The organism is Lawsonibacter hominis (assembly GCF_014287895.1).
GTDB lineage: Bacteria > Bacillota > Clostridia > Oscillospirales > Oscillospiraceae > Lawsonibacter_A > Lawsonibacter_A hominis.
The window spans coordinates 1-25,846 of record NZ_JACOPP010000020.1 but is presented as its reverse complement, the minus strand read 5'-3'; the positions used below and the strand labels follow the sequence as shown (position 1 = coordinate 25,846).

Genomic DNA, 25,846 nt, shown 5'->3' with positions numbered 1-25,846 from the left:
AGTCAAACGGATCGAGGTGCTTATGAAGGAAAAAGTCGTTCTGGGCCTCTCCGGCGGAGTGGACTCCGCCGTGGCGGCCCGGCTTTTGCTGCAGGACTACGAGGTATACTGCCTCTATCTGGACATCGGGCTGGGCGGCTCCGGCGCGGCTGACGCGGCGGCCGTGGCCGCCTCCCTGAATCTGCCCTTTGCCACGGCGGACATCCGGCAGGCCCTGGAGGAGCATGTCTGCGCGCCCTTTACCGCCGACTATCTGGCGGGGCGCACACCCCTGCCCTGCGCCCGGTGCAACCCCGCCGTAAAGTTTCCCGCCCTGCTGGCGCTGGCCGACCGCGTGGGGGCCCGCCTTGTGGCCACGGGGCACTACGCCCGGGCGGAGGGAGGGGTGCTGCGGAAGGGGCGGCCCGCCAACGACCAGTCCTACATGCTGGCCCGGCTGCCCAGAAGCATATTACAGCGCGTTATGTTTCCCCTGGGTGATTACGAAAAGGTCCAGGTACGCTCCCTAGCCCGGGAATTTGGCATCCCGGTGGCGGACAAGCCGGACTCCATGGAGATCTGCTTTATTCCCGACGGGGATTACGCCGCCTGGCTGGACCGGCGGGGAAACACCCCGCCGCCCGGCGACTTTGTCTCCCCCGACGGGACCGTGCTGGGCCGGCACAAGGGCATCCATCACTACACCCTGGGGCAGGGCAGGGGGCTTGGGGTGTCCGGCCCCCACCGCTATTTCGTCTCCGCCATCCGGCCGGAACGCAATCAGGTGGTGCTCTCCGACGGCGGCGACCTGGGCCGCAGGGAGCTGCTGTGCACCGCGCCCAACTGGATCGCCGTGGAGGCCCTTACGGCTCCCATGGCGGTCACGGTGCGCCTGCGGCACTCCCGCACCGAGCAGCGCGCCGTGATCCTTCCGGAGGGCGGCTGTGTGCGCGTGCGCATGGATCAGCCCGCCCGCGCCCCCACGCCGGGACAGATGGCCGTGTTTTACGACGCAGACGCCGTCGTGGGCAGCGGCTGGATCGCATAAAGCGGGGCGCCTGCTCCGGGCCCCGTTATCCGAGCATCTCCCACACGCCCAGCAGGATGAGCAGAAGCCCGGAGAGCGGAAGGGCGTATTTGCCCAGCAGCCGCCCCGCCGGCCCCGCGCCCAGGCGGTAGCCCAGGGCCAGGGCGGCCAGCGTGGCCAGGAAGTTTCCCAGGGCCGCCCAGTGGGGGTTCAGGCCGGATACCCCGGCGGCCGCGCCCACCCCGGCGTTGTTGACCGCCAAGGCGGCGGCCAGGCACACGCACTCCCAAAGGGTGGCCGCCCCGCCGCCGGGCTCCCCGCCGCCTCCGGCGCGGCGCAGCCAGTCCAGCACGAACCACAGGCCGATGCCCACCAGCACCACCCCGCCCAGCCGGGCGCCCGCCCGGGCCGTGAGCACCAGCGCGGCGATATCCCCCAGAACCAGGGACAGCCACGTGACCAGGGTCGTTACCGCCGAGAGCACCAGCCGCCGTCCGGCGGAAAGGCGGATCCCCTTGACCCCGTAGCCCATCGCCAGGATCAGTGTGTCCAGATTACAGGCCGCCACGAAAAGCAGTACGGCCAGCCCCGTTCCCAAATGCGCCATCGTCTCACTCCATTCCGCCCATCTTATGCCCGCCCGGCCCGCGCGGTGCGGGGGTGGCCTTTTCCGGCGGGCTGTGGTAGAATAGGGCGCAATGAGTTGCATACGAGGGAGGCCCTTATGAGCGCGAAGGAAACATTCATCCAGATCTACCGGGAGAACATCCGCCGGGACGGAGCGGAGGCCCTGCTGGATTATCTGGAGCACAAAAGCGATTTTTTCACTGCCCCCGCCTCGGCCCGGTTCCACGGCGCCTACGCCGGGGGGCTGTGCGAGCACAGTCTGAACGTCTACCACTGCCTGTGCGCCTATCTGGAACGGGAGCGGGTGCAGGAGCTGTACGCGCTGGAGTACCCGGCGGAATCCGTGGCCGTGGCCGCCCTGCTCCACGACCTGTGCAAGATCGGCTGCTACAAGGCCGGCTCCCGCAACGTGAAGGGGAGCGACGGCAAGTGGCAGAGCGTGCCCACCTTTTTTTACGAGGACACGCTCCCCTACGGCCATGGGGAGAAGAGCGTCTACATCATCTCCGGCTTTTTGAAGCTCACCCGGGAGGAGGCCATGGCCATCCGCTGGCACATGGGCTTTTCCGGGGATGAGGACAAGCGCCTGGTGGGACAGGCCCTGCAGCAGTATCCCCTGGCCTTCGCCCTGTCCCTGGCGGACATGGAGGCTACTTATTTTTTGGAGAAAGACGAGGCGTGACCCCAATGGCAAAGCCAACCAACGACCTGGGCCGGGACCGCGTGGGTACGCTTTTGGTGCGTCTGGCCCTGCCCGCCATCGCCGCGCAGCTCATCAACGCCCTGTACAATATCGTGGACCGGATGTACATCGGCCACATCGAAGGGGTCGGGGATTTGGCGCTCACGGGCCTGGGCGTGTGCTTCCCGGTGCTCATGTTTATCTCCGCCCTATCCGCTCTGGTGGGCATGGGGGGCGGCTCCCGGGCCGCCATCCGCATGGGGGAGGGCAGGGAGGACCTGGCCAATGAGATCCTGGGCAGCTGCGCCGCCCTGCTGGCGGTCATCTCGGCGGCCGTCACCGTGGTGTTCCAGCTGCTCAAGGAGCCCATGCTCCTCCTCTTCGGCGCCAGCGGCAACACCATCGGCTACGCCGCGGACTACCTGGGCGTCTATCTGTGGGGCACCCTGTTCGTGCAGGTCTCCCTGGGGCTGAACAACTTTATCACCACCCAGGGCTTTTCCACCTACTCCATGGCCACGGTGGTCATCGGCGCCGTCACCAACATCGTGCTGGATCCCATTTTCATTTTCGGGTTCGGCATGGGGGTGAAGGGCGCGGCCCTGGCCACCATTCTGGCCCAGGGCGTTTCCGCCCTGTGGGTCCTTTCCTTTCTGCGGGGCAGGCGCACCAGGCTCCGGCTCCAGGCACGCTGCCTGCGCCTGCGCTGGAGCATCCTGGCCCCGGTGGTGGCCATCGGGGTTTCTCCTTTTATCATGCAGTCCACGGAGAGTCTGGTCAACATCGCCCTCAATTCCTCCCTGAAGCATTACGGCGGAGACCTCTATGTGGGGGCCATGACCATCGCAAGCAGCATCATGCAGGTGCTTTGGATGCCCTTTCAGGGGCTGGCCCAGGGGGCGCAGCCCATCATCGGCTACAACTACGGCGCAGGCAGCCTGGACCGGGTGAAACGGTGCTTCTCGCTGATGCTCCGCTTTTCCCTGCTTCTGTCCGTGGCGGGCTGGGCGGCAGTGGAGCTGTTTCCCGGCGTGTTCGTGGCCCTGTTCAATAACAAGCCGGAGCTGGTGGCCCTTACCGTGCGGGTGCTGCGCATCTATATGGCCGGCTTCTTTATGATGGGCCTTCAGAGCGCCTGCCAGCAGACCTTCGTCGCGCTGGGGCAGGCCAGGGTCTCCCTGTTCCTGGCCCTGCTGCGCAAGGTCATCCTGCTCATCCCGCTGATCTATCTGCTGCCCCTCCTGCTGACGGGGAACCAGGTCTTTGCCGTCTACCTGGCCGAGCCGGCGGCCGACCTTCTGGCCGCCACCGCCACCGGCCTGGTCTTCCTGCGGCGCTTTCCCCGCATTCTGGAGGCACGCCGCAAACAGCTTGGGGCTTAGGCCCTGTTTCTTCCCCCGCAAACGCCGGCGGAGCGGTCCTTTTGCGCCGGGCGAAACGGCAGGGCGCGGATGGTTCAACCGGCTCCGGAAGCGGTCCGTCGTCCGCCATGCAAACGGGACCTGAGGAGGGGTGCGGCCATGCCATGCATCATCTGCCGGGACTGCGGCAGACGCTACGATTACGACAAAGACGATTTCTGCCCCAAATGCGGCAGCTTCAACCCCCCGCCGGACAGCGACGCCACCCGGCTGGAGCAGGAGATGCTCGCCCGGTTTCAGACCGGTCAGCAGAATCAGCAGCGCGCCGCACAAAACCGCCCGGGCCGCGGCCATCCTACCCGCGGCAGCATGCCGGAGGCGGGACGCGGGCGGCATGCCGGGCGCATCCGGGACTGCGCCGCCTGTGAGGAGCCGGCCGGGCCGCGCCGGAAGCGCGCCGCCGCTCGGGCCGTTCTGGCGCTGGTTGCCGCGGCGGCGCTGCTGGGGGCATGCCTGGCCCTCTGGCGGACCGCGGGGAGCGGACCGCTTTCCGTCCGTCCGCAGGCGCGGGCCCACGCCCTGTGGGAGACCTTCTCCATCAGCGGCATGGAGGTCACCGTAGAAGACGCCTGGGCGGTGGAAGGCGTGCAGGCGCTCAGCGAGCAGTTTGGCTTCCCACCCCGGTGCGTAGCGGTAGACCTTTGGGTGGAGGGCGGACAGGTCCTGAGGGGCAAGCGCTTTCCCGCCCCTTACCTGATCCTCTCCGACGGGACCACGGTCTGCGCCGTGGACGGGGACCCCGTCCTCTCCCGCAAGCTGAGTGAATACGGGGTGTACGACGTTACCCTGTCCGACGCCCAGTGGGACGACCCCCTGTACGGGCAGCTGGTCTTTTTCCTCCCCGCCGGTGCGGAGGGTCCCGCCGAGCTGGTGCTGGGCGAAGCCACGGCGGACGCCTCCGGGGGCGCCTGCCATACCGTCGCCCTGGAACTGCCCTGACATTTCATCCCCGGAAGGAGCATTCCCTTGAAGGACAACATCACCCTGATCGGCATGCCGGGCTCGGGCAAGAGCACCGTCGGCGTGCTGCTGGCCAAGGCCCTGGGCCTTCCGTTTATCGACACCGACCTGCTCATCCAGCAGCGGGAGGGCCTGCTGCTCCAGGAACTTCTGGACCAGCGGGGCCTGGACGCCTTTCTGGACGCGGAGGAGGCGGCCATCCGTTCCCTGGACTGCCGCGCAAGCGTCATCGCCCCCGGCGGCAGCGCCGTGTGCCGGGAGCGGGCCATGGAACACCTGCGGGCGCTGGGCCGGGTCCTGTACCTGCGGGTGCCCCTGCCGGAGCTGGAACGCCGGATCGACAACATCACCACCCGGGGCATCGCCATGGCTCCCGGCCAGACCCTGGCGGACCTCTACGCCTACCGCGCCCCCTTGTACGAGCGCTTTGCCGGCGCCGCGGTGGATGTGGCCGGAGATACCCTGGAGCAGACGGTGGCCGCGGTGCTGCGGGCGCTGGGCGGGCGTTTTCCGCCGCGCTTGTAATTCTGGAAAAATGTGATATACTACAGAATGTAGGAATATCGCGTGCGAAACGCCCGCCGGGGCCCCGGCGGGCTTGTTCGTCGTGTGATATGCCGCGTCTGCGCCGCGGCTTCCCGGCAATCCGCCCCCCTGCGCAGGGAGGGCAAATTTAAATGGTAAAGGATTCTGCAACATGACATTCCAGGAACTCGGCCTGAACAAGCCCATCCTGAGGGCGCTGGCCGATCAGGGCTATGAACGCCCTTCCCCCATTCAGGAAAAAGCCATCCCCCCCGCCCTGTCCGGGCGGGACGTACTGGGCTGCGCCCAGACCGGCACCGGAAAAACCTGCGCCTTCGCCGCCCCCATCCTGCAGCGTCTGGCCGCAGGGAAGGCCAGCGGACGGCCCATCCGGGCCCTCATTCTCACCCCGACCCGGGAGCTGGCCCTCCAGATCCAGGAGAGCTTCGAGGCCTACGGCAAGAACCTGCCGCTGCGCTGCGCCGTTATTTTCGGCGGGGTGGGGCAGGCGCCCCAGGTGGAGCGCCTGAAAAAAGGCGTCGATATCCTGGTCGCCACCCCCGGCCGGCTGGGCGACCTGTACGGGCAGAAGCTGATCGACCTCTCCCGGCTGGAGATCTTCGTGCTGGACGAGGCCGACCGGATGCTGGACATGGGCTTCATCCACGACGTGCGCCGCATCCTGAGCTGGCTGCCCGCCCGAAAGCAGACCCTCTTTTTCTCCGCCACCATGCCCGCCGAGGTGCAGGGTCTGGTGGACTCCCTGCTGAAGGACCCGGTCAAGGTGGCGGTGGACCCCATCTCCTCTCCCGTGGAGGTCATCGACCAAAAGCTCTACTATGTGGACCGCGGCAATAAGACCAAGCTTCTTTCCGCGCTCGTCCGGGAGGACGGGGTCAAAAACGCCCTGGTGTTCACCCGCACCAAGCACGGAGCCAACAAAGTGGCGGGCGACCTGGTGAAGGCGGGCATCTCCGCCGCCGCCATTCACGGCAACAAGAGCCAGACCGCCCGGCAGCAGGCCCTGGCGGACTTCAAGTCCGGCGCGGTGCAGGTCCTGGTGGCCACGGATATCGCCGCCCGGGGACTGGACATCGAGGAGCTCTCCCACGTGTTCAACTACAACCTGCCCGACGTACCGGAGACCTACGTGCACCGGATCGGCCGCACCGGCCGGGCGGGCCACGGCGGCACCGCCGTCTCCTTCTGCGACAGCAACGAGCAGGAGGAGCGCAAGGCCATTGAGAAGCTGATCGCCCGTAAGATCCCGGTGGTGGAGGGGCACCCCTGGCCCATGGAGATCCTGGAGCCCCTGCCCCGCGACAAGAAGGGCCGTGTAGTCAATCCCGAGGACGCCGAAGCCCGCGCCGCCGCCAAAGCCCGCCGCCAGGAGCGGGACGCGGCCAACCGGGCGGCCGCCGCAGACCGGAAGGCAAACGCCGCGCCGGCCCGCCCGGCGGACGCGGCCCAGCCCTCCAGGGCCAAGGCGGCACGGCCCGCCAAGGCGGCCGGGCCCCTGGAGCAGACGCCTTCCGCCCAGCGCACCCCCGGTGAGAAAAAGCGCGCCCGGGGCTACCGGGCCAGCGCCACGCTGGAAGAGGCCCTGACCGCCACCGCACCAAGCCGCCCCGCCGCCGCGGAGGAGTACAGCGACTTTTATAAGCCGGACCCCCTGGCCAGCGATGTGATCCTGGACGCCACCGCGCGGCTTCTGGCCCCGAAAAGCAGCCCGGCCCAGCCCCCCCGCGCAAAGCAGGACAAACAGCGGACCGGGGCCGCGTCCGGCGGTCCAAAACGCCGGGGCGGCAAAACGAAGTCCGGAGGCACGCAGCAGGCCCAGCCGGCGCGGCCGGCCGCCGAGCCCCTGGCCGTGCCCAAGGCGAAGAAAAAGCGTTCCGGCGCCCGGGGGCGCGGCGGCCGGCCGCCGGAGGTCACCCTGCGCACCGGCAGCCAAAAGGATTCCACCGAACAGCCCAGCCTGATGAAGCCCTATTACCTCAGCCGGGACGACTGATCCCCCTGCAAACGTCACGTGGGCCTCCGGCAAAGCCGGAGGCCCACGTCGGTCTGTCAAAGGCCTCCCGCAGGAGGGCCTTGCGGCGTTTCGCCGTCCGAAGACGGCGGTGTAAAATCGAAATCCGCCTTTTCCGGGGCCACAGCCGCACCGGCCTGCGCGAAACAGGCGCCGCCGGCGCAGGTCCTCACGCTGCGGCCTCAGAACGTGGCGTTCCCCGCAAAGGATCGGCCGGTAATTCGGCCGGAAACCGAGGCGAAACTTTCGTGCAGCCTCCCCCCAAACGCGGCCAAGCCCCTTTTTCAACCGGCCGGCGTGCGCCGGTCAGCCCGCCCCGCCGGCGAGGCACCAGAGCAGCAGGGCCGCCTGAAGCAGCAGGATGGCAGGCAGGCCAAACCGAAACTGCCAGTGCCGGGTCTTGTGCCGGAAGGCCCACATCCCCAGAAGCGCGCCGGGAGCGCCCCCCAGCAGTGCCGCCAGGAAAAGGGTGCGCTCCGGCACGCGCCAGTCCCCCCGGCGGGCGCGGCGCTTGTCCGCCCCCATCAGGAGAAAGGCGGCGAGGCTGACGCACAGCACATATCCCGCCGCCCCGATCCAGTGGGCGGCGAGCCACGCCCTCACGGCCGCACCCCCAGGGCGGACACCAGGCCGCCCCGCTTGCGGGTGGTCTCCAGCCAGAGGGCCAGGTCGATCTCCAGCTCCCTGCCGCTGTCCAGGATGACGGCCCGCTCCCCTTCCAGGGCGACGATGGTGACCCAGTGCCACCAGTCCAGGTCCTTCACCTTGCCGTTGTGCAGGTTCAGGAAGGCCACCGGGCACTCCCGCTCCAGGCTGTCCCGCACGAAACGGGCCACCGCGGCATACTCCGGGCGCTTGGTGCGGGCGGCGGGGATCTCCAGCCGGGCAGGGGAGAGCGCGATCCCCCGCGCCCCGGCATAGGCCTCCATGCCCCGCTGCATCAGCTCCGGCTTGTTCAGCCCGTGATGCCGGGGCGTCACATAGTCCCACACCCGGCACATCAGCGCCGTAAACTCCCTCCGGCCGCTCACGTCCCCGGGGCACAGAGGCGCCAGGGCGGCATGGGCGCGGGCCAGGTAGGCAAAGACCACCGCTGCCGCCGTGGGGCCGCAGCCCGCCATGCGCTGCCACCCCTCGGGGAACCACTCCTGATCCGCCCCACGGGTGACCGCGCCGCCGGGGCCGGTGATCTCCAGATATTCGGGATGCTGCAGGGATATGCGCTCGCTCAAAACGGCATCTGCCTTTCTTTGGGAATTCCCCTTTTGCTTATCAGTATAGCAGACCTGTCAAGGCCGAAGCACGACCGCGTTTTGCACGAAATCAGGGATCGTTGACGGCGGCGCTTAGCGTCGGCGGGGCAGTCCTTGTCCAGAGCCGCACCGCTGTGTGCGATCGTTTATTCCGTCCCGTTCCGCGGCTGCAGCCAATGCCCCCAGCGGTAGTAGATCAGCACGGCTGCGGAAGTGACCGCCCAGGTGATGGGATAGCTCAGCTCCACGGCCTCGATGGTGTGATGGGCCGGCACCACGGTAAACAGCCACACCAGCCGCAGCACGCACACGCCGAACACCGAGATGAGCATGGGCACCATGGATCTGCCCGCTCCCCGGATCGCGCCGGGGAGCAGCTCCACCAGGATATACGTGATATAGCAGGGCGCCAGAAAGCGCACCATGGCCACGCCGATCTCCAGCACGTCCGGGTCGGGGGAGAATATGCTCAGGATCGGCCGGGCAAACACGGTCATGGCGGTGCTGAGGAGCACGGTAAAGCCCGCGCTCATGCCTACCGACACCCGCACGCCCTTCTTCAGCCGGTCGTATTGGCCCGCGCCGTAGTTCTGCCCGGCAAAGGTCGTGATGGCCAGGGCCATGGCGTTGATGGACATCCAGAAGATCACGTCCATTTTGCCGTAGGCGGTCCAGGCGGCTACGGCGTCGGTGCCGAAGGAGTTGATCGCAGCCTGGATGACGATGTTGGAGGCGGAGTACATCACCGACTGAAGGGCGGCGGGCACGCCCACCCGCATGGCATCCTTCAGCGGAGCGCCGTACAGCCGCAGCTGCCGGGGGAAAAGCTGATAGGCCTGCCCCTGCGAGCGCATCAGGGAGAGCACCACCAGCACGGCGGAGAGCAGCTGGGAGAGCACCGTGGCCAGGGCCACCCCCAGCACCGCCAGCCCGAAGCCCACCACCAGCACCAGGTCCAGCACGATGTTGCACAGCGAGGCGGCAATCAGGAAATAGAGCGGCCGCCGGGCATCCCCCACCGCCCGGAGCACACCGGTGCCCATATTGTAGACCACATTGGGGATCATGCCCAGAAAGTAGATCCGCTGATAGAGGATGGCGCCGGGCAGCGCTTCCTCAGTGGTCCCCATGGCCCGGAGGGACCAGGGCGTCAGCAGGAAGCCCGCCGCCATAAAAAAGGCGCCCAGCAGCAGGGAGAGGAGCATGGCGGTATGGACGCTCCGAAAGACCTCCGGGCCCCGGCGGGCGCCGTAGTGCTGGGCGATGATGACCACCGCGCCGCTGGCAAGCCCGGTAAAGACGCCCACCGTCAGGTTGACTACCACCCCGGTGGAGCCCACAGCGGCCAAAGCGGTCTTGCCCACAAAACGGCCCACCACGACCGTGTCCACGGTGTTATAGAGCTGCTGAAAAAACGTACCGAACCACAGGGGGAAAAAGAAGGCCAGCAGCTGTTTCCAGATGACCCCCTGGGTGATGTCGCCGCTGTTCTGCCGCAGGATACCCATACGACCTCCTATCCATCGTCATCCGCATCATCAAGCATCGCTCCGCCGCCGCGCGGCGCAGCCAGATGATTCTACACGCTTTGCCCGGGAAATACAAGGGGACGGTCTCATTTTGGCGCCCTCTTGTATTTTTCGCGGGATTCCTATATAATATTGGGGCGAATTTACCCTCAGCGAACAAGGCGCACCGCGTGTTCCGGCTGCGTTTTCAGGCGCGGAACCACCCGACGGCACAGGCCGCGAATCCGGATGGGAGCTCCGCGCGGAACAACGGCGCCGCCCTTTGTCCGCTGAAGGCTGCGAAAGAGGGGCTATACGCCATGAAATTAGGCATTGTGGGCCTGCCCAATGTGGGCAAATCGACCCTGTTCAACGCCATCACCAACGCCGGCGCGGAGAGCGCCAACTACCCCTTCTGCACCATCGACCCCAACGTGGGCGTGGTAGCGGTCCCGGATGCGCGGCTGGACAAGCTCAGCGCAATGTACCACCCGAAAAAGACCACCCCGGCCGTCATCGAGTTTGTGGACATTGCCGGTCTGGTGAAGGGGGCCTCCAAGGGGGAGGGCCTGGGCAACAAGTTTTTGGCCAACATCCGGGAGTGCAGCGCCATCATCCACGTGGTACGCTGTTTTGACGATGAAAACGTCATCCACGTGGAGGGCTCCACCGATCCCCTGCGGGACATCGGCATCATCGACATCGAGCTCATCCTGGCCGACGTGGAGATGGTAGAGCGGCGCATCGACAAGGCCCAGAAAGCCGCAAAGGGCGACAAGCGGTACCTGCACGAGGTGGAGGTGTTCTCCGCATTGAGGGACTGGCTCAACGACGGCAACTCGGCCCGCTCATTTGCCTGCGGCGAGGAGGACGCCGAACTGATCGCCACCTCGGAGCTTCTGTCCCTCAAGCCCATCATCTACGCCGCCAACCTGGATGAGGACGGCTTTGCCGACCACCAGAACAACCCCTACTATCAGCTGGTGGCCGATCTGGCCGCCCGGGAGGGGGCCCAGGTCATTCCCGTGTGCGCCAAGCTGGAGGCGGAGATCGCCGAGCTGGAGCCGGAGGAGAAAAAGGAGTTCCTGGAGGAGCTGGGCATTCCGGAGTCCGGTCTGGACCGGCTCATTCGCGCCAGCTACGCCCTGCTGGGGCTGATCTCCTTCCTCACCTCCGGCGAGGACGAGTGCCGTGCCTGGACCATTACCCGGGGCACCAAGGCCCCGCAGGCCGCGGGCAAGATCCACACCGACTTCGAGCGCGGCTTCATCCGGGCGGAGGTCATCGCTTTTGACGATCTGACGGCCTGCGGCACCATGTCCGCGGCCAAGGAAAAGGGGCTCGTGCGCTCCGAGGGCAAGGAGTACGTCATGAAGGACGGCGATATCGTCCTCTTCCGCTTCAACGTCTGACCGCCCTTTTCCGGCGGCTCCCGCGCATGATCCCGCCATACGGAATCCCGGGACGAAACGCGCCCACGGGATTCCACGCCTGCCGGGCGGCTTCGCCCGGGCGTCCGCTCTTTCTTTGCCCTTGGAGCCGTTTGGCTCGTTTGGATTGACAAGAGGGGCGAACTATGGTAAAAAATATATGGTGAATTTCAATAATTGAATTTATATGCCAGGTTGAGCCGAATTTGTCCGCGCTCCGGCAGCACTTGTGTAATGGAGGATCCGAATGGCTGAAAAGGTGACGCGGACCAATCAATCCGCAGATAAGATATTTGACGTGGTGGAGACCATGGTGCGCAACGGCGCGCCCATGCGCCTCAACGATATCGCAAAGCTGAGCGGGATCCCGCAGAGCACCGCTTTCCGCATGATCAATGCCCTGCGGGAGCGTGGATATGTGATCCAGGATGAAAATTCGGCCAAATACACCCTTTCCCTGAAATTTTCCCTGATCGGGGACATGGTGCGGGCCAAATTCGATCTGCGCGACCTGGTACACCCCTATATGCTGAACATCGCCGCCAGCTGCGACGGGATCTGCTACCTGGCCATCCCGCAGCAGCAGGAACTGGTCTACATCGACATGGTGAGCCCTCCCGGCTCGGTGCTGACGCGGATGCCCTTTATCGGCAAGCATGTGCCCCTGCACTGCGGCGGAAACGGGATCATCATCCTGTCCGGCTATTCCGATGCCCAGCTGGAGGAATACCTCCGCCAGGCCAGTTACGACAAACCCTCCCCCAAGACGGTGACCGATCCGGAGAGCATCCGGGCAAAGGTGAAGGAGGTCCAGCAGCTGGGGTACAGCTTCTGTACCGAGCAACTGGAGAGCGGGAACGGCAGTATTGCCGTCGGACTGCGCAACCATCTGGGCCAGATCATCGCCGGGCTGAGTGTAGGCGGCCCCATCGAGCGCCTGACGGACGAATATGTCCGTCACGCCCTGCCTCATCTCCGGCATGCCGCGGAAGAGATCTCCGCGCAGTTGGCATACAAAGCCCTCTGATACGAGGTCATATTATCCCAGCCAAGCGGCCGGCGCAGTACTGCGCCGGCCGCTTTCGTCATCTTTGGGCGCTGTATCTCCAAATTAGATCCCATGTTTTTGAGAATCCCATCCGTTTTACTTAATGCACAAATTTTAACTCGACATTTTATACAAAAACTCGATTTTATTTTTTATTTAAAAAACTATATTGACCAAATCTAAAATTAGTGCTAAATATATGGCATAGATATTCAATAATTGAAATTGAATATCAACCAATATTCTTGAGGAGGAGTACCAATGAAAAAGACGATTGCTCTATTGCTGGCGCTTGTCATGTCCCTGTCCCTCGCGGCCTGCGGCGGCGGAAGCGGAAGTGGAAGCGCAGCTCCGTCGCCCTCGCCCGCATCAGAACCCGAGTCCTCCGATACGCTGACCAACGTGGGTGACATCGAGTCCGGCGCACAGGGCGAAGCGGCCCTGGACTTTGGCGATTACACGCCCGAGAACCCCCTGACCATCAAGCTGGCCACCCCCCAGAGCAACGAAAAGAGCCATCTGAACGTGCTGGCCAACGCCTTTAAGGAGCGGGTGGAGACCTGGACCGACGGCGCCGTCATCGTGGACCTCTACATGGGCTCCATGGGCTCCGACCGTGAGATCGTGGATCAGGTCATCGCCGGTACCCTGGAGATGGGCGTGAACAATACCGCTATCATGGCCAACTACAACCGTCTCTTCGACGTGCTGGACCTGGCCTACCTCATCAAGGATTACGACGACGTTTACGATGTGATGGCCTCCGACGTATGGGCGGACATGCTGGGCGAGTTCTCCAGCACCGGCGCCAGCCTGCTGGCCCTGCAGTGCATCGGCTTCCGCACCATCTGCACCACGGAGAATGCCGGCCCCGTCCATAACATGTCCGAGCTGGCCGGAAAGACCATCCGCATCACCGAAGGCCCCGTCTTCCTGGACGACTACAATGCCTGGGGCGCCGCGCCCGTGTCTATGAGCGCCAGCGAGATCATGCCCGCCCTCCAGAACGGCACCATCGACGGTGTGGACCACGTGCCCGTGACCCTGTACACCGGCAACGGCCAGGGCGAATACATCAAGTATGTGGCCGTGACCAACCAGGCCGCCCACTTCAATGGCCTGGACATCAACAACAAGTTTTATGAGGGCCTGCCCGCGGACCTCCAGGCCCTCATCCAGAAGGCCGCCTCCGAGGCCGCCGAGTTCCGCACCCAGGCCCTGCAGGCGGACAACGAGACCTATGTCCAGAAGCTTACCGATGAATACGGCATCACCTTCTACTACCCCACCGAGGAGGAGATTGCACAGCTGCAGGAGGCGGTACAGCCCGTCTACGAAAACTTCGTCTCCACCCACGAGTTCGGCAGCTACGCCGCCGCCATCGCCGAGATCTGCGCCGCCAACTGAGCGCGCGGCCCGGTACTCACCCATTGGACAAAACGTAACATGCGGGATAGCAGCCTGGACAGTGCGGGTGTGCTGTTCGGGCTGCCATCCCCCTTTATGGGGCGGTAAGCGTATTTTTCAACAGAGGGGTATCTGCTATGAAAGCTATGAAAACAATCACCGGTGTGCTGCTGAAGGTTTTGGATGTGCTCTCCATCGTCCTGATGGTGGGAATGGTGGTCTTTCTGCTGATCCAGCTTGTGGCGCGGGCCGTGTTTACCCACGGTTTTTCCTGGACGGAAGAGTCCGCCAAGATCTGTCTGATCATGCTGGCCTATGTGGGTGCGTCTATGACCTCCGTTAACGGCGTGCATGTGAACATCACCATTCTGAACGACGCCCTGCACAGCGCCAGGGGCCGCAAGGTCCTGTTCGTGCTCCAGCAGCTGCTGGCGATGGTGTTCCTGGTGCTGGTGTTCGTATTCAGCTTCCCGGCGCTGGAGATCGCCAGCAAATCCGTCACCACCAACACGCACATCAATAACGCCATCATTTACTCCATCATCCCCATCTCCTGCGTCATCATGTTTTTCGGCCATCTGGCCAAGATTGTCCGCCAGTTTGCCTCCGCTGAGTATGTGGCCATCGTGGACGAGGACCGCCAGGAGGGGAAACCGGAACGCAAAGAGGAGGACGGCGACAAATGAATTCGATTCTCGTATTTCTGGTGGTATTGGTCGTTCTGCTGCTCATCGGCGCGCCCGTGGCCACCTCCTTCGGCCTGAGCTCGATCGTCTATATCCTGATGCAGAGCGTCCCCCTCTCCATTGTGGCCCAGCGCATGATCTCATCGGTGGATTCCCTGACCATCATGTGCGTGCCTCTGTTCATCCTGGCCGGCGAGCTTATGGGCGCCGGCGGCATTGCCAAGCGCCTGGTGCGGGTCATTAATCTGATCTTCGGCAACGTTACGGGCGGCCTGGCCCTGGTCACCGTGGTGGTGTGCGCCTTCTTCGCCGCGCTGACCGGATCCGCCATGGCCTGCTCGGTCGCCATCGGCTCCATCATGCTGCCCTATATGCTGGACGCGGGCTATGACCGCAGGTTCTCCGCCGCCATCATCGCCTCCGCCGCCTGTCTGGGCCCCATCATCCCGCCCAGCACCTCCCTGATCGTCTACGGCGCCACCGCTCAGGTGTCCATCGCCAAGCTCTATCAGGCCGGCCTGCCCTCCGGCCTGATCATCGGCGCCGCTCTGGTGCTGGTGGCCCTGTGGGGCTGCCGCAGGCACGGCTACAAGGGCCTGCCCAAGACCTACGGCCTCAACGAGCTGAAGGGCTTCGAGCACATCCAGCCCGGGGACAGGCTGACCGGCAGGCAGATCCTGCGGATCGTCGTGGACGCCATTCCCGCCATCATCGCCCCCGTCATTATCCTGGGCTCCATGTTCTGCGGCATCGCCACCCCCACCGAGTCCGCCGTGGTGGCCGTGGTCTACTCCTTCATCGTGGGCGTGTTCGTCTACCGGGAGTATGAGATCCGCGACGTGATCAAAGTTCTGCGCAAGACCTGCAAGGGAACCTCCACCGTGCTCTGGATCATGTGCTGCGCGGGGCTGTTCTCCTGGGTGCTCACCTATTCCAAGATCCCCGACAAGGTGGTCGCCAGCCTGGCGCCGGTGGCCGAAACGATGGGCTCCTGGGTGGTCATGCTGCTGGTCATCGTCATCGTACTGATCATGGGGTGTTTTATGGGTACCTCCCCGATCATCCTCATCGTGGTGCCCCTGTTCCAGAGCCTGTTCGTGAAACTGGGCTACGACATGGTGCACTGGGGCACCGTCATTTCCATCGCCTGCTGTATCGGTATGATCACGCCGCCCTTCGGCAACGTCCTGTTTACCACCATGGCGGTCACGGACACCAAGCTGCATGAGCTGGCGGGCGCCGCGGCGCGCTATATCGTCGCCATGGTCGTGGGACTGCTGCTGATCGCATACATCCCCGCGCTGATCATGTGGGCGGTCTGACGCCGCGGCACAAAACAGGAGAGAGAAGGGAAGCAGAATGGACGTCATCGTTATGCACGCCAACAGCGAAAAAATGCCCCTGAAGATCCGGGCGTGCCATCTGGAGCAGATGCGCCGGCATGCGGATCATGTATACTACTTTAAAAACGAGGAAGAGCTGCTCGCCAGCGGCGCTGATGCGGAGGTGCTCTTCGCCTGGGGCGGGACCGGCAAGCAGCCCGAGACCTTCTGCCGGCAGTCCCGCCGCCTGAAATGGTTCAACTCCTTTTCCGCCGGGGTCAACCCGCTGATGGAATGCGGCATCAAAGACCTGGACATCATCATTACCAATGCCGCCGGCATCCATGGCAAGCCCATGGGCGTCACCACCATGGGCTATGTGATCTCCTACCTGCGCAAATTTCCGCTGATGCTGGAGAATCAGAAAAAGCACATCCGGCAGAAGCCGGATGCGCTGCCCGAAGAGCCGGAGGGGAAGACGCTGGGCATCGTGGGCGCGGGAGCCATCGGCTCCGAGGTGGCCAAGTACGCCAAGACCCTGGGCTTCCGGGTCATCGGCGTCAAGCGCAGGGCGGTGCCGTTGGAGCACTATGACCGGGTCTACTCCAACCAAGACCTGGACCTGGCACTGGGCCAGATGGACTTCGTGGTGATCCTGACCCCCCTGACGCAGGAGACCCGCGGCCTGTTCGACGCCGGCCGTCTCGCCGCCTGCAAGCCGGGCGCGTACCTCATCAATATCGCCCGGGGTCCGGTGGTGGAGACCGCCGCCCTGATCCAGGCGCTCCGGAGCGGGCATCTGGGCGGCTGCGCCCTGGACGCCATCGACGAGGCCGACCTCCCCGCGGACAGCCCGCTCTGGGACATGCCCAACGTATTCCTCACGCCCCAGTATTCCGCCACCAGCCCCCTGTATGTGGACCGGGCGGTGGAACAGTTCCTGGAAAACCTGGACAACTTCCGGGCCGGCCGGCCGCTGTTCAACGTGATCGACGTGGCCTCCCTGCGCTGAACGGCCGGGCGCAGATCGGCCCAATGGAAAGGAGCGCCAACGACATGCCGGAATGGAACCTGGCGGGCCCGCGCTATAAGTATCCCGTCTCCAGCGCGGAGCTGGAGCGCCGCCTGTCGGCGGTACAGGCCGCCATGCGGGACAAGGGCCTGGACTGCTGCATTGCCCAGACCCAGAGCACCATTTTTGACAGCATCACCCGTTATCTGACGGATTCCGCCGCCAATCCCTACAGCACTACCCTGCTCATTCCCGCCCAGGGCGGGCTGGTCCTGATCAACCACGGGGTGGAAATGGACCCCGCGCCGATCCCTCCCACCCTGCGCAACGTGGAAAAACTCATCCGCAAGCCCTACTGCCAGCCCTTCGGCTGCACCGACGGGATGATCGGCGCCGTGCTCTCCCGTGAGATCCGCTCCCGCGGTTTTCGGCGCATCGGCGTGATCCTCCGGCAGCTGATGAGCGCGGATACGCTGGAGGGGGTCCGGGAAGGCGTACCCGGCTGCGAGCTGGTGGATTTCACGGCGGAATTCAGCCGCATCAAAGCGGTCAAAAGTCCGGAAGAGTGGGCGCTGATCGACCGCTGTCTGCGCGCCCATGAGCAGCTCATGGCCATGGTCCCGGCGCTGCTGCGGCCGGGGCGCATGGAGTATGAGGTGCTGGCCGATCTGGAGCACGCCTCCCGCTATCTGTGCTGCGACTGGCTGGGCAACGTGGCTGTGGGCTCCGCCCCCGGCGGCGGCGGCGTCCCCTTCCACCAGAACCCGGCCGCCAACCGCCGCATCGAGCGGGGAGACGGCGTCACCGTGATGATCGAGGTGTCCGGCCCCGGCGGGATCTATGGGGAGCTGGCCCGCACCTTCTGTCTGGGCGAGCCCGCCCCCGCCCTGCTGGAGCTGTATGAGACCGCCAGGGACGTGCAGCATGCCGTGGCGGCGGCGGCCCGGCCCGGAGTCACGGGCCGGGAGCTGAACGAGGTGTTCGACGACTTTGTCACCGCCCGGGGGATCGCAAAAAACGGCCGCTTTGCAGGCCACGGCCAGGGCTACGATATGATGGAAGCCCCCGTCATCTGCCCCCAGGAGGAGATGGCGCTGGAGGAGGGCATGTTCCTGGCCATCCACCCGGAACTGATGCGGGACGGACAGTTCTCCATCTGCTGTGACAACTTCCGCGTCGCCGCCGGCGGCGCCGAACGGCTCACCCGCACGGAACAGAGGATATTTGCCCTGGAATTTTAACGACACCAAATTGAGGGGATAACATGACGAACCGAATTGATTTTGAAGCACACTATTACTTTCCGGAGCTGATGGATTATTTCTCCACCCGGACCGATTATCCCATGTATGACCGCGCGACCAGGACCTTCCGCCGCAGCGACGATTTTACCCTCCGCCATCCCTACCGTCTCACCCACCTGGAGGAGTCCCTGGACGAGCGGATCCGGATCATGGACGCCCACGGCGTCCGCATGCAGGTGCTCAGCGTCTCCTCCGGCATCGACTTTCTGTCTCCGGAGGAGAGCGTGGAATGGTGCCGGAAGGCCAACGATTACCTCTACGAGGGGATGCGGAAGTATCCCGGCCGCTTCCAGGGCTTTGCCGCCCTGCCGGTGGCGGATCTCGACGCCTCCCTTCAGGAGCTGGAGCGGTGCATGAAGGAGCTGGGCTTTCTGGGCTGGCTGGTCGATTCCAACTTCGGCGCCTCCCATATTGACGACGACTGCTACTTCCCGCTGCTGAAGAAGCTGGCGGACTATCACGGCGCACTGTACATCCACCCCACCCAGCCCATCGACGAGCGGATGAAGGGCCTGGGCCCCCAACTGGCCGCCGCCCCCTTCGGCTTCGGCATCGACGTGTCGGTAGACCTGATGCGCATGATCTGCAAGGGCATCTTTGACCGTCTGCCCACACTGAAGGTCCTCATCGGCCATATGGGGGAAATTTTCCCCTATACCATGCGGCGCATGAATGAAAAGATCCGCGGCTACCACAGCATCGCGCCCGCCGTCAACCGGCAGCTGCCGGAACATTACTTCCGTCACAACATCTGGGTCACCACCAGCGGCGATTTCTGCCCCAGCGCCCTGCGCTGTGCCGTGGACGTGCTGGGGCTCGACCGGATCCTGTTTGGGACCGACTACCCCTATGAGTATCCCGAGGCGGTGGACGAGTTCTTTGACGCAGTGCCGATGAGCAAAAACGACCTGGATCAGATCTTTTTCGGCAACGCTCAGGCCATTTTCCCCCAAATCTGAACACATCGCCCGGTAAAAGAGGCCGCCGGGCGGGTGGCCCCCTTCCCGTCCGATCCTTTTTTGCATAAAAACGCCCCGCGCCTTCCGAGAAGGCGCGGGGCGTTTCTTCAGTCAAACAGGTCTTTGGCCTTGGTGTAATTGAATACCGGTCCCTCCAGGCACACATAGGTCTCGTTGATCTTGCAGTGCCCGCATTTGCCCACGGCGCAGGACATCTTGCGTTCAAAGGAGACCCAGATCTTTTCTTCCGGCACGCCGGCGCTGCGGCATGCCAGCGCGGCAAAGTGCATCATCACCGGCGGGCCCACGATGACCACGTTATAATCCGCAAAGCGCGCAAAGGGGATGGCGGGGATATGAGCGGTGACCATGCCCGTTTGAAAGCCGGGCGCCTGCATGGTATCCAGCGTGGCCACCGTATGGAACCGGCCCTTGAACTTCTCCAGCTCCTCGGTAAACAGGACGCAGTCCAGGTCCTTGAATCCGGCGATCAGATGGACGGAGCGGCACACCTCCGGGTGGTCGTAAAAGTGATTGAGCAGGGTCTTCACTGGAGCCATGCCGGTGCCGCCGCAGATCACCACCAGATCTTTTCCCTCAAACTCCTCCACCGGGAAGGAATTTCCATAAGGCCCCCGCATGAAAAGCAGGTCTCCCGCGCCCAGACCGAAGATCCCCTCTGTGAGACGGCCCACCTTTCGGATGGTGAATTCCACCCAGCCTTCCCCCTTGCCGCTGACGGAAATGGGAGCCTCGCCCACCTTGGGGATGGAGAGCTGAAAAAACTGGCCGTGGCGGGTCTCGCCCTCGTAGGCCACCCGGAAGGTATATTCCGCGCGGGTCTCCTTGACGACCTTCAGGATCTTATGGGGCGCGGGCAGCATGATGTTGTTCATTTGTGTTCCGCCTCCTGTTCCAGGGCCTGTGTAAAGCCGCAGACCGCGTCGTAGAACGAGATGTCCTTGGGACAGCGCCGGTCGCACCGGCCGCAGCCCACGCACATGTGCTCTTCGCCGCCGAAGCGGGCCTTGTAATCGTAGACCTTGTGGAGCACTTTGAAGCGCATATTGGCTCCCGGCGTACTCCGGGCCCGGTGCCCCCCGGCCGTGGCGGTAAAGTCACGGAGCATGCAGGAGGACCACACCCGCCGCCGCTCGCCGTCCCGGCTGGTCTCGTTGTAGATCACATCCACCGTGTCGAAGCAGGAGCAGGTGGGGCAAACGGTGTTGCACCCGCCGCAGCCGATGCACCGCTCGTCATACTGCTTCCAGAAATCCAGGCCACTGGCCGTCTTCAGCGTCTCCCGGTCGGGGATGACGGGCAGGCGGGCGGCACGCCGGTTCTCCTCCACAAAGCCCGGGGTATACGCGCAGGCGTCGGCCCCCTCAAAATAGGGTGCGAAGGCCGGGTCCTTCACCTGTACCAGCGCGCCGCCCTCCTCCAGGCGCAGGGCCAGACTGTAGTCCTCGGTCCGGTTGCTGCCCATGCTGACGCAGAAGCAGGTATCCCAGCCGCCGCCGCACTCCAGCAGGAGGAAGCGTACCTTTTCCCGCAGGCGCCGGTAATAGACGTCCTGCTCCCCGCCGTTTCCCAAAAAGATCTGGTCCAGCCGCCGGACGGCGTTGATGTCGCAGGGCCGGGCAAAGATCAGGATCTCACGCTGGTCGGAGAGCACGCTCTCCCGGCACGCATCGTCCTGAAAGTACAGCATGGTCTGGTTGACGGGGTAGAAGATCTCCTTGGCGGAAAAATCGGAGGGCGCGTCGGTGACGATCTCAGCCGCCGAGCGGATGGGGGCGTAGCGCACCAAATCGCTCCCCGCCCTGGCGCCCCGGCCGGGAAAGCGTTTGGGGGCGTAGATGCGGTACTCTTTCCCCAGCGCCTCCAGGATCCGGTCCAGCGCCGGGGTGCTGACGCGGCAGCTGAACGGGGACGGAGCGTTCTCCTCCGCCTGCAGAAGGCCCTCCTCCAGCTTCAGCCAGCCCAGGGTCAGCTGGGCCACGCAGCGGTAGAACCCGGTCCCGGCGCAGCGCTGCAGATCCGCGCAGAAGTCCGGGACCCAGGTCAGCAGGTGCTCCTCCAGGAAGGCGCGCTGCTCCGCGCGTTCGGCCCCCTCCCGGCACAAAAGGGCCATATAGGCCAGCTCATAGGCGATGTGGTCCTCCATCAGCTCGGAGGAATCTGTGTCGATGCGTACTCCGTGGGCGGCATAGAGGGACTTTACCCGCTCCCACGCGTCCTGCATCACCAGCCGCTTGGGGCTGGTGTACACCGATTCGTAGGGAAAGGCCGCGCAGCCCTCGGCGCTGCCGGCCCCAAGGAATACCCGGGCAAAATCCACGGCCAGCGCGTCCAGAGCGTCCTCTGTGCCGGCGCTCAGCCAGCGCTCCAGGGCGCGGTAGCCCGCCTCCAGCTCCGGCTGGGGGCAGGTTTGGGGAAAGGTCATGCCGCGCAGCCGCTCCAGCAGGGGGGCGTCCACCTCCTGCCGGTACAGGCGGGAGAGCAGGCGGTACAGCCCTTCCCGGGCGGCGTTCAGCTCAGGATGTGTCATCCGTTGCGCCCTCCTTTCGCAGTTTCCAGCTCCTGGGGCAGCGCGTCCACCCACTTGTCCCGGCGCAGGATGTAGCGGATGGACGGTCCGTTGCCAAAGTCCCGCAGGGAATGGACCTTCTCCGCCGGGACGGAAGCGAGCAGGCGTGAGACCTCGCTTTCGGGGTCGTCCAGGTCCCCGAAGCGCAGGGCCCCGCCGGCGCAGTTGCGCACGCAGGCCGGCAGCTCCCCCTGCGCCCGGGCGGCGATGCAGGTGTCGCACTTGTCCATGACCCGCAGCTCCTGATTAAACGTATTGGCCTGGTAGGGGCAGGCCTCCCCGCAGCTGCGGCAGCCAATGCACTGCTCCCGGTCGATGAGCACCACGCCCTCCTCCCGGTTCTGCCAGCAGGCCCCGGTGGGACAGACCTGTACGCAGGGCGGGTCGGCACACTGCTGGCACGGGGTGGGCAGGAAATACATCTGCACGTCGGGATAGCTCCCCATGGGGCCTACCGTGCGCACCAGCGTGCGGTTGGCCCCCAGCGCCACGCCGTTCTCCTGCTTGCAGGCCACCTGGCACCCCTTGCAGCCAATGCAGCGGTCCAGGTCGATCACAAAACCATGTTTCATACGCGCACCTCCGGAGTCGGTTCGGTGGGCTGCGGCAGCCAGGGCTTGAAGTCCTCCGGCTTGAGCCACACGCCCTCCGGCGGGCCCTCCGCCTTGGTGACCTTTACCAGAAAGCCCCGCAGGGTATAGGTGCCCACCACGTCGTTGAAGGGGGCGTCGGCCTTGGTGAGCATGTTCACGTTCATCTCCCGCCAGCCGTGGGTGGGGGTGTTCAGCTTCTCCGGGTTCCAGAAGCGCTCCATGCACACCGTGCCCGGGTTGATGCCCTCGGTGACCCGGGCGATGGCCTGGGTCCTGCCCCGCTGGGACGCCACCCAGACCCAGTCTCCGTCGGCCACGCCGCACTGCCCTGCCGCCGTGGGGTGGATCCACAGCTCGGGGGCCGGATAGATCTCCCGCAGCCATGGGATGTTGCGCAGCGTACCGTGGTGGTAAAAGGGCACCCGCCCGCTGGTGAGCACCAGGGGGTACTCCTTGGCCAGCTCCGTGCTGGCGATGGGGCTTTCATAGGGCTCAAAGTAATAGGGGAGGGGATCGTAGTCCCTGGACGCGGGGGGCAGCTCATACAGGCTGAAGGGCTTGCCCGTGCGGCTGAGCGTGATCATGCTCTCCAGATACAGCTCCAGCTTTTTGGAGGGCGTGGCGAAGCCCCCGGGCTTGCCGGTCTTGGGATCGGTCTGCCGGTAGACGTAGTAGGAGCGCCACTGGTCCCGGGGCAGGTACTCAAAGGGCGCCTTTTCCTTGAACTGCTTCCAGGTCAGGCCGATGCGGGAGGTAAAGTGGGTAAAAAATTCGTCCATGCTGTCCCAGTAGGCCAGATCCTTCCCCATAAACTCCGGATCGAAGGCCAGCCGGCAGCGCTCATGGCCCAGCTCGGCGCACTTTTTCGCCAGCCGGGACCAGAACAGCGTCTCGTCCATGGTCTCCCACAGGTGGGTCGCCGCCTGACGGGCGAAAAGTTTGTTGCAGGTCTCCACCATCATGTCGGTCTCCAGCCACTCCTCGGCGGGCAGGAGCACGTCGGCATAGGCGGAGAAGGAGGTGGGCGTGGTGTACATGTGGACGATCAGGTCCATGTTCTCAATGGCGGGCAGCCAGCTCTGGCTGTCGGCCACCGCGCCCAGCTTATTGCCGGAACGGTCGATCCACGCCTTGACCGGGTAGGGCTTGCCGGTGATCATGGCGTCCCGGATGCTGGAGGGATGCCCCGCAAACCAGATGTGCAGGCCCTTGTGCTCGTTGGCGCCCAGGCGCTTTTTCAGCTGTTCCTCGGGCAGCATCCGGGCGGCGATGGGCACCGGGTAGTTGGGCATATCGAACAGCCCGCTGGTGCGGAAGCGCTGGAGCAGCGCGCCGGGACGTTCCACATTGCCCATGAGCAGGTCGATGGTGGCCGCCGCCATGGCCGCCTGGACGGAGTTGGCGCCCTGGTCGGTGGCCACTCCGATGGCCAGGCCGCTGGGGCTGTTGTCGGTGAAGAGCCGGATGGCCCGTTCGATCCGCTCCGCGTCCAGCCAGCACAGCTCGGCCGCCTTCTCCAGGGTATACGCCTGCACCCGCTCCCACAAAAGCTGGAAGCCGGTCTTGCAGCGCCGTCCGTCTACGGTGAACGTCCCCTCCAGCGCGGGGTCCAGGGCGTCGTCCCAGGGATAGGGCAGGGGGCGGGGACCGGCCGTCTTCTGATCCCAGACCACAAACGTGTCGGGCTCATCCGGGTCCTGGCTCTTCTCCGCCCGGAGGAGCATCTTGCTCTCCACGTCCACCAGATAGGGCAGGTTGGTCCACTTGCGCACAAAGTCCCGGTCAAAGAGCTTATGCTCCAGGATGTACCGGATCCAGGCGAGCATCAGGGCCACGTCGCTGCCCGGCCGGATGGGCAGCCACACGTCGGACTTGGCGGCGTCCGGGGTCATGCGGGGGTCTACGACCACGGTCTTGACCCCCTTGGCCCGCAGGTCGCTGACCATGCCGCCGCCGCTGGCGGGGCAGGAGTAGGAGGGGGCCGTCCCCCAGAGCACCAGGGTCTTGATGGGGGTCTCGTCGGGGAAGTAGAGCTCCAGCGCGTTGGAATCGGCAATGCTGGGGTCCACCCCGCCGTACATCATGGTGTAGGCCAGCACCCGGGGCAGATAGCACTGGGCGCAACCCGGCTCGAACCAGTTGGGCGTGCCGAAGATGTTGCAGAAGCGGGCGATGCTCCAGATCTCCGGGTTGCCGCCGCCGCCGGTGGAGCAGGCCACCGCCTCCGCTCCGTACTGCTCCCGCACCTTCATCAGGCCCTTTGCGATGTACTCCAGCGCCTCGTCCCAGGAGGCGCGGCGCCACTTGTTTTCCCCCCGCTCGCCCGCGCGGATGAGCGGATACTTGTTGCGGTTGGGGTGATAGAGGGCCTGGATGCCCGACAGGCCCTTGGCGCACATGCGCCCCTTGCTCATAGGATCCTCCGGGTTGCCCTGGAGCTTGACCACCCGGCCGTTGCGCACCGTGGCCAGCACGCCGCAGTTGGCGATGCAGGCCCGGCAGCAGGTCTTGACGATCCTGGTCTCGTCCGCCCCGGCCCGGCCCTCTCCCTCCAGCGCCGCAAACGCCGGCGTGTCGTCCTGTGCCGGGCACAGGCCCCCGATCCCGGCGGCAGCCAGAAATTCCGCCTGGCTGAATGTGTTTGCCTGCATAGTCCCCTCCTGTTTCCTTCGGCCGGCGGCTGCGCCGCCAACCGGAATTCCTTTGGTATACCAAAAGTATGCCATAGGGACGTACAAAAAGCAAGCCCTGTTTTTTGTTTTGATCCCCTTGTACGCTGCAGTCAAAACCTCCGGCAAAGCCGGAGGCTTGAGTAAGCCCTAGAAGGGCATGATACGGACGAAGCCCCTTAAGGGGCCCCGAAAGGTTTGCCGACCGCATTTCTTTCACGGGCTGCCCCTTAAGGGGTTTTCGCTGCGCCTATTTGTTCTGGCGACCCGTAAACGGGTCCACGAACTCCTTAAGTCCCAGTTGATCCGCCAGCTGGTCCGATTCTAATTGGTTTCGGATATATTCCGCTATTTGCTTTTTGTTCCTTCCTACTGTGTCTACATAATAGCCTCTAGCCCAGAAATGGCGATTTCCATACTTGTACTTTAAATTTGCGTGCCGATCGAATATCATCAGACTGCTCTTTCCTTTCAGATACCCCATAATCTGAGATACACCATACTTCGGCGGGATACTTACAAGCATATGAATATGGTCCGGACAAGCTTTTGCTTCTATGATTTCTACTCCTTTTTGCTGGCATAACTTTCGCAAAATTATCCCTATATCCGGTTTGATCTGCCCATATATCTCCATCCTCCGATATTTCGGTGCAAACACAATATGATATTGACATCTCCAACTCGTATGCTGATAAGGTAAAATAAGTTGCGCAAATATAAAAGAGGATAAAAAGAGACATGGTTTGCAGAACTCTGGTAGAATGAAGTTGCGACACACCATTCTGAAAGGAGTCTGTAAACCATGTCCG

At 64.4% G+C, this 25,846-nt stretch carries 23 protein-coding genes; 14 read left to right on the top strand and 9 right to left on the bottom strand.

Features of this window, described 5'->3' with window-relative positions; all coding sequences use genetic code 11:
* Window positions 1-22: 22 nt before the first annotated feature.
* Window positions 23-1,027 (top strand): tRNA 2-thiouridine(34) synthase MnmA, encoded by a 1,005-nt coding sequence (gene mnmA / locus H8S57_RS12680; RefSeq protein ID WP_186908395.1) that lies wholly within the window; start codon window positions 23-25, stop codon window positions 1,025-1,027.
* 25 nt (window positions 1,028-1,052) lie between these two features.
* Here the strand turns inward: mnmA and H8S57_RS12675 are convergent, their stop codons facing one another.
* On the bottom strand, window positions 1,053-1,613 hold the full coding sequence (locus H8S57_RS12675) for an MntP/YtaF family protein (protein ID WP_186908394.1): 561 nt from the start codon (window positions 1,611-1,613) through the stop codon (window positions 1,053-1,055).
* 117 nt (window positions 1,614-1,730) lie between these two features.
* On the opposite strand from H8S57_RS12675, the gene H8S57_RS12670 reads away from it, so the two are divergent.
* From H8S57_RS12670 to H8S57_RS12650, 5 genes are all read left to right on the top strand, one after another.
* Complete coding sequence (locus tag H8S57_RS12670; protein WP_186908393.1) at window positions 1,731-2,315, top strand: HD domain-containing protein; 585 nt, start codon at window positions 1,731-1,733, stop codon at window positions 2,313-2,315.
* Between the two features lie 5 nt (window positions 2,316-2,320).
* Window positions 2,321-3,697, top strand: coding sequence for an MATE family efflux transporter (locus tag H8S57_RS12665; protein WP_186908392.1), 1,377 nt, complete (start codon window positions 2,321-2,323; stop codon window positions 3,695-3,697).
* A 138-nt stretch (window positions 3,698-3,835) separates the two neighbouring features.
* Complete coding sequence (locus H8S57_RS12660) at window positions 3,836-4,675, top strand: hypothetical protein (RefSeq protein ID WP_186908391.1); 840 nt, start codon at window positions 3,836-3,838, stop codon at window positions 4,673-4,675.
* Window positions 4,676-4,729: 54 nt separating this feature from the next.
* Complete coding sequence (locus H8S57_RS12655) at window positions 4,730-5,221, top strand: shikimate kinase (RefSeq protein WP_186908427.1); 492 nt, start codon at window positions 4,730-4,732, stop codon at window positions 5,219-5,221.
* A 172-nt stretch (window positions 5,222-5,393) separates the two neighbouring features.
* The gene (locus H8S57_RS12650; RefSeq protein ID WP_186908390.1) at window positions 5,394-7,235 is read left to right on the top strand and encodes a DEAD/DEAH box helicase; all 1,842 of its coding nucleotides are present in this window, start codon (window positions 5,394-5,396) and stop codon (window positions 7,233-7,235) included.
* Window positions 7,236-7,559: 324 nt separating this feature from the next.
* On the opposite strand, the gene H8S57_RS12645 is transcribed toward H8S57_RS12650, so the two are convergent.
* The 3 genes from H8S57_RS12645 to H8S57_RS12635 all read right to left on the bottom strand — a co-directional run bounded on the left by H8S57_RS12645 (window position 7,560) and on the right by H8S57_RS12635 (window position 10,014).
* Window positions 7,560-7,856, bottom strand: coding sequence for a DUF1294 domain-containing protein (locus H8S57_RS12645; protein WP_256174484.1), 297 nt, complete (start codon window positions 7,854-7,856; stop codon window positions 7,560-7,562).
* Entirely contained in the window at window positions 7,853-8,485 is a 633-nt protein-coding gene (locus H8S57_RS12640) for a hypothetical protein (protein WP_243204818.1), read from the bottom strand. The genes H8S57_RS12645 and H8S57_RS12640 overlap by 4 nt, the downstream gene beginning before the upstream one ends.
* Before the next feature lie 167 nt (window positions 8,486-8,652).
* Window positions 8,653-10,014: an MATE family efflux transporter gene (locus tag H8S57_RS12635; protein ID WP_186908389.1), complete on the bottom strand. Its 1,362-nt coding sequence runs from the start codon at window positions 10,012-10,014 to the stop codon at window positions 8,653-8,655.
* A 320-nt stretch (window positions 10,015-10,334) separates the two neighbouring features.
* On the opposite strand from H8S57_RS12635, the gene ychF reads away from it, so the two are divergent.
* The 8 genes from ychF to H8S57_RS12595 all read left to right on the top strand — a co-directional run bounded on the left by ychF (window position 10,335) and on the right by H8S57_RS12595 (window position 19,182).
* Window positions 10,335-11,426: a redox-regulated ATPase YchF gene (gene ychF / locus H8S57_RS12630; protein ID WP_186908388.1), complete on the top strand. Its 1,092-nt coding sequence runs from the start codon at window positions 10,335-10,337 to the stop codon at window positions 11,424-11,426.
* Window positions 11,427-11,691: 265 nt separating this feature from the next.
* Complete coding sequence (locus H8S57_RS12625) at window positions 11,692-12,471, top strand: IclR family transcriptional regulator (RefSeq protein WP_186908387.1); 780 nt, start codon at window positions 11,692-11,694, stop codon at window positions 12,469-12,471.
* Between the two features lie 282 nt (window positions 12,472-12,753).
* Window positions 12,754-13,899 (top strand): TRAP transporter substrate-binding protein, encoded by a 1,146-nt coding sequence (locus H8S57_RS12620; RefSeq protein WP_186908386.1) that lies wholly within the window; start codon window positions 12,754-12,756, stop codon window positions 13,897-13,899.
* A gap of 137 nt (window positions 13,900-14,036) precedes the next feature.
* Window positions 14,037-14,585, top strand: coding sequence for a TRAP transporter small permease (locus H8S57_RS12615; RefSeq protein WP_186908385.1), 549 nt, complete (start codon window positions 14,037-14,039; stop codon window positions 14,583-14,585).
* On the top strand, window positions 14,582-15,907 hold the full coding sequence (locus H8S57_RS12610; RefSeq protein ID WP_186908384.1) for a TRAP transporter large permease: 1,326 nt from the start codon (window positions 14,582-14,584) through the stop codon (window positions 15,905-15,907). Before H8S57_RS12615 ends, H8S57_RS12610 begins: the two co-directional genes overlap by 4 nt.
* Before the next feature lie 37 nt (window positions 15,908-15,944).
* Entirely contained in the window at window positions 15,945-16,919 is a 975-nt protein-coding gene (locus H8S57_RS12605) for a D-2-hydroxyacid dehydrogenase (protein ID WP_186908383.1), read from the top strand.
* A gap of 44 nt (window positions 16,920-16,963) precedes the next feature.
* Entirely contained in the window at window positions 16,964-18,160 is a 1,197-nt protein-coding gene (locus H8S57_RS12600; RefSeq protein ID WP_186908382.1) for a M24 family metallopeptidase, read from the top strand.
* A 23-nt stretch (window positions 18,161-18,183) separates the two neighbouring features.
* Window positions 18,184-19,182 carry an amidohydrolase family protein gene (locus H8S57_RS12595; protein ID WP_186908381.1) on the top strand — a complete coding sequence of 333 codons (999 nt, stop codon included), beginning with the start codon at window positions 18,184-18,186 and terminating at the stop codon, window positions 19,180-19,182.
* 107 nt (window positions 19,183-19,289) lie between these two features.
* Here H8S57_RS12595 and asrB read toward each other — a convergent pair whose 3' ends face one another.
* The 5 genes from asrB to tnpA form a co-directional block, all read right to left on the bottom strand.
* Window positions 19,290-20,078, bottom strand: a complete 789-nt coding sequence (gene asrB / locus H8S57_RS12590) for an anaerobic sulfite reductase subunit AsrB (RefSeq protein ID WP_186908380.1) — start codon at window positions 20,076-20,078, stop codon at window positions 19,290-19,292.
* Window positions 20,075-21,733 (bottom strand): anaerobic sulfite reductase subunit AsrA, encoded by a 1,659-nt coding sequence (asrA, locus tag H8S57_RS12585; protein WP_243204817.1) that lies wholly within the window; start codon window positions 21,731-21,733, stop codon window positions 20,075-20,077. Before asrA ends, asrB begins: the two co-directional genes overlap by 4 nt.
* Window positions 21,730-22,344, bottom strand: a complete 615-nt coding sequence (locus tag H8S57_RS12580; RefSeq protein WP_186908379.1) for a 4Fe-4S dicluster domain-containing protein — start codon at window positions 22,342-22,344, stop codon at window positions 21,730-21,732. Before H8S57_RS12580 ends, asrA begins: the two co-directional genes overlap by 4 nt.
* The gene (locus H8S57_RS12575; RefSeq protein WP_186908378.1) at window positions 22,341-25,016 is read right to left on the bottom strand and encodes a molybdopterin-containing oxidoreductase family protein; all 2,676 of its coding nucleotides are present in this window, start codon (window positions 25,014-25,016) and stop codon (window positions 22,341-22,343) included. Before H8S57_RS12575 ends, H8S57_RS12580 begins: the two co-directional genes overlap by 4 nt.
* Window positions 25,017-25,284: 268 nt before the next feature.
* Window positions 25,285-25,740 carry an IS200/IS605 family transposase gene (tnpA, locus tag H8S57_RS12570; protein WP_186908423.1) on the bottom strand — a complete coding sequence of 152 codons (456 nt, stop codon included), beginning with the start codon at window positions 25,738-25,740 and terminating at the stop codon, window positions 25,285-25,287.
* Window positions 25,741-25,846 lie beyond the last annotated feature (106 nt).